Source organism: Streptomyces europaeiscabiei (genome assembly GCF_001550375.1).
Lineage (GTDB): Bacteria > Actinomycetota > Actinomycetes > Streptomycetales > Streptomycetaceae > Streptomyces > Streptomyces europaeiscabiei.
Genome location: NZ_LRTR01000282.1, coordinates 1 through 2,849 on the forward strand (window position 1 = coordinate 1; position 2,849 = coordinate 2,849).

2 protein-coding genes are annotated in these 2,849 nt (G+C 73.1%); both read right to left on the reverse strand.

Annotated elements, in window-relative coordinates; translation table 11 throughout:
- Positions 1-2,037 (reverse strand): PAS domain-containing protein (locus AWZ10_RS13615; RefSeq protein ID WP_167365947.1); only part of this gene is annotated, 2,037 nt, incomplete at its 3' end.
- Between the two features lie 359 nt (positions 2,038-2,396).
- Positions 2,397-2,849, reverse strand: a 453-nt coding sequence (locus tag AWZ10_RS13620; protein WP_060891170.1) for an SSI family serine proteinase inhibitor, incomplete at its 5' end; no start/stop codon positions are given.

Below are 2,849 nucleotides of genomic sequence, written 5' to 3' on the forward strand. Positions count from 1 at the left end.
GGTGACCTGCCCGCGCCGCCGCCCGGCACCTCCGGCGTGGTCGGCTTCGACGCCCTGCACGGGCATGGGCGCGGGCATGGGCACGAGACCCGCACCGGCAGCGGCCGAGGCACCGTCCGCCGCACCAGCCGCGACCGCCGCGTCCTCGGCCCTCCGCCTGCGCCGCCCGGTGGGGGCGACAGCGGCCTCGACCTCCTGGCCCTCGGGAGCGTCCTCGCTCTCCAGGAACGCGTCCACCGACGACCGCCGCGCACGCCTCCGCCCGCCGCTGACCGGGGCCTGCTCGGGCAGGGCGACCTCCGCACCGGTGGCCATGGGCCCGGAGGCGGTCCCTGCACCCGCCAGGGCGGGTAGCGCAGCGGCGGGTACGGCCCCGGCACCGCCACCCAGCGGCACCTCCAGCACGTACGCGCTGCCGCTCATCCCCGGCACCTCGACCGTCTGGAGCACACCGCCGTGCGCCCGCACGATCCCCTGGACGATCGGCTGGTGCACCGGGTCTCCCCCGGCGTACGGCCCGCGCACCTCGATGCGGACGACCTCACCGCGCTGCGCGGCCGCCACGACGACGGTGTTGTCCATGTAGCCGCCGGTGGACATGGGCGCGTTGCCCGTCGCGTCGACACCGGCGACATCCGCGACGAGATGCGCGAGCGCGGTCGCCAGCCGCGCATGGTCCACTTCGGCCTCGATGGGCGGCGCGTGCACGGCGAACTGCACCCGCCCGGGCCCGACCAGCTCCACGGCCCCGTCGACACCGGCCGCGACGACCGCGTCGAGCATGACGGCCGTACGCACGAGGCCGTCCTCGCCCGCGTCGATCCGCTGGTAGCCGAGGACGTTGTCGATGAGCGTCGTGATCCGCGAGTACCCGGCGGTCAGGTGATGCAGCACCTGGTTTGCCTCGGGCCACAGCTGCCCGGCGTCGTCGGCCGCGAGCGTGCCCAGCTCACTGCGGAGTTGGTCGAGCGGGCCGCGCAGCGAGGTGCCCAGCACGGCGAGCAGCTGCTCGTGCCGCGCGGCCAGCGCCTCGTACCGGTCCTTCTCGCGCTCCCCGAGCGCCGCGTACCGCTCGTCCCCGGCGGCGAGTTCCTCGACGTGCTGCTCGCTCAGCTCGGCCAGCTCGGCGGCGTGCTCCTCCCGGACGCCCGCCAGCTCCGCCGCGTGCTCCTTGGCGAGCCGCTCCAGCTCCTCCGCGTGCGTCTCGGCCTCGGTGTCCTTCTCCTCGGCGAGCTTGTCGTACGGCCGCCGGTCGGTGAACGTCATCACGGCACCGACGAGCTGATCCCCGTCACGCACCGGCGCGGTCGTCAGGTCGACCGACACCTTCTCGCCGTTCTTCGCCCACAGCACCTGCCCGCGCACCCGGTGCTTGCGCCCGGACCGCAGGGTGTCCGCGAGCGGCGACTCGCCGTACGGGAAGGGAGCGCCGTCCTCACGCGAGTGCAGCACGAGCGTGTGCAGCTCGCGTCCGCCGAGGTCACTGGCCCGATAACCCAGTATCTGGGCGGCGGCCGGATTGACGAGAACGATCCGCCCGTCCGTGTCCGTCCCGACCACACCCTCGGACGCGGCCCGCAGGATCATCTCGGTCTGACGTTGCGAACGCGCGAGTTCGGCCTCGGTGTCGACGGTGCCCGAAAGATCCCGTACGACCAGCATGAGCAGCTCGTCATTGGCCGAGCCGTAACCGTCGTACGCCTGCTGTCCGTTCTCCAGATTCGCGCTTGTGACCTCGACCGGGAACTCGCTGCCGTCGGTGCGACGGGCGGTCATACGGGTCGGCTTGGTCCGTCCCGTCGGGTCCATGGTGTCGGGCCGCCGCATGGAGCCCGGGATGAGCCGGGAGTCGAACTCGGGCAGCAGGTCCAGCAACCCGCGCCCGACCAACGCGGTCCCGGGGGTCTCGAAGGCCTCCAGCGCGATCGTGTTGGCGTTGACGACGGTCCCATTGGCGTTGACCAGCACCAACGCATCGGGCAGCGCGTCCAGTATGGCTGCGAGGCGAGCAGCGCCTCGGGATGGCCTGCTGCTCACGAGACGCTTCCTCCCTGTTACCGCACCTTGCCGACCGCTGGGCCCATGGCCATCTTGCCAACCGGCCCGCAACGTGTCACGCGGGGGAGTCTACGGGCAGAGGTTGCGCTCGCGACGCCGGATGAGAGGGAGGTCGCACACCGAACGTACGGAGATGCCGTGACCGTGCGGACGCGGACGCCGTGACCGTGCGTTTTGCCGGACGGCCCCGTCGGCGGCACAAATGTACGGGCTGTGCACGCTCCGCGAGGGGGCTGTCAGCGCCGCTCGTCGGATGGCTGGTTTCCCCTGTCGCCTTCTCCTTCTCCTGCACGCGGATCCTCTTCTCCCTACTTACGCGCGTTCTCTCTCTTGTGCGCTTACGCGCGGAGGTCCGGCAGCACGGGCACGAGATCGTCCCAGCGGGCGATCTCGCAGCCGTTCCCGCGGCCGAAGCGGGCGTCGACGCGACGCCCGGCCCAGGTCCCGGTGACATGGGCGGTGGCCGGTCCGCCGTACTGCATCGTGCACACGGTCCCGGACCCGACCGGCGCGAACGGATCGGTCCCCCACGTCGTCCGCCGGTCGAGCCGCCCGCACGCCTCACGCGCGTCCGGGTGGCTGCCCCCCTGGGGATGGCACCGCAGCTCGAACGTGCCGTCCGCCCGGCCGCCGGCATCCCGCACGGTGACGGTCAACCGGTCCCCGGGCTCGACGGCGGCGACGGGTGTGGGCAGCGACGCCCGTGACACCGCCTCGGCGGCGTAGGCGTTTGGCGCCACCGGCGCGAGCGTGCCGGCGGCGGCAGCGGCGAGCGAGGCGGCGGCGCCGAC